The 788-nt window shown below is 63.7% G+C and carries 1 protein-coding gene; it reads right to left on the reverse strand.

Going from position 1 to position 788, the window contains the following annotated elements:
- Nucleotides 1-788 (reverse strand): IS3 family transposase (locus tag CR103_RS21750; protein WP_143752730.1); only part of this gene is annotated, 788 nt, incomplete at both ends.

Here is a 788-nt window from a genome sequence, read left to right on the forward strand (position 1 = left end):
GCCGCCGGCGTCACGTAGCCGATGCCGGAGTGGCGATGTTCGTTGTTATACCAGGCGAAGAACGTTTGGCAGAAGGATCGTGCCTCCTCGATCGACTGGAACCGGGCCGGGAAGCTGGGTCGGTATTTCATGGTTTTGAACTGTGATTCGGAGTATGGGTTGTCGTCGGAAACGTAGGGCCGGCTGTGGCTCTTGATGACGCCCAGGTCGGCCAGCAGATCGGCGACCGGCTTGGAGCGCATGGAAGCGCCGCGGTCGGCGTGCAAGGTCAGCTGACCAGGGGTGATGGCGTGCCTGCCGCAGGTGTCGGCAATGAGCGCTTCTGCCAGTTCCGCCGACTCCCAGCCTGCAATCATCCAGCCCACCACGCAACGACTGAAGATGTCGAGGATGACGTACAGGTGGAAATGCGCTGACTTGGCCGGCCCCTTGATTTTGGTGATATCCCATGACCAGACTTCGCACGGTTTCGTCGCCAGCAGTTCTGGCCGCGCGTAGGCAGGATGAACCAGTTCGTCGCGCCGCGCCCGTGTACCGCCGGCCTTGCGCAGCAGGCGATAGAAAGTCGACACCGATGCCAGGTAGATGCCCTCGTCGAGCAGACGCGCGTACACCGTGTGGGGCGCGCTGTCGACGTATTCGGGCGCATGCAGGACATCGAGCACTTGCTGGCGCTCCGCCGTTCCGAGGGCGAGCGGAGAGCGTCGCGGCTGGCGCACCGTATGCAGCGCCGCGCGCGACCACTTGGCACGGTAGTACGTGGCGCGTGACACGCCCATGCCTTTGCA

It is taken from the genome of Massilia psychrophila (genome assembly GCF_002760665.1).
Lineage (GTDB): Bacteria > Pseudomonadota > Gammaproteobacteria > Burkholderiales > Burkholderiaceae_D > JAFCUW01.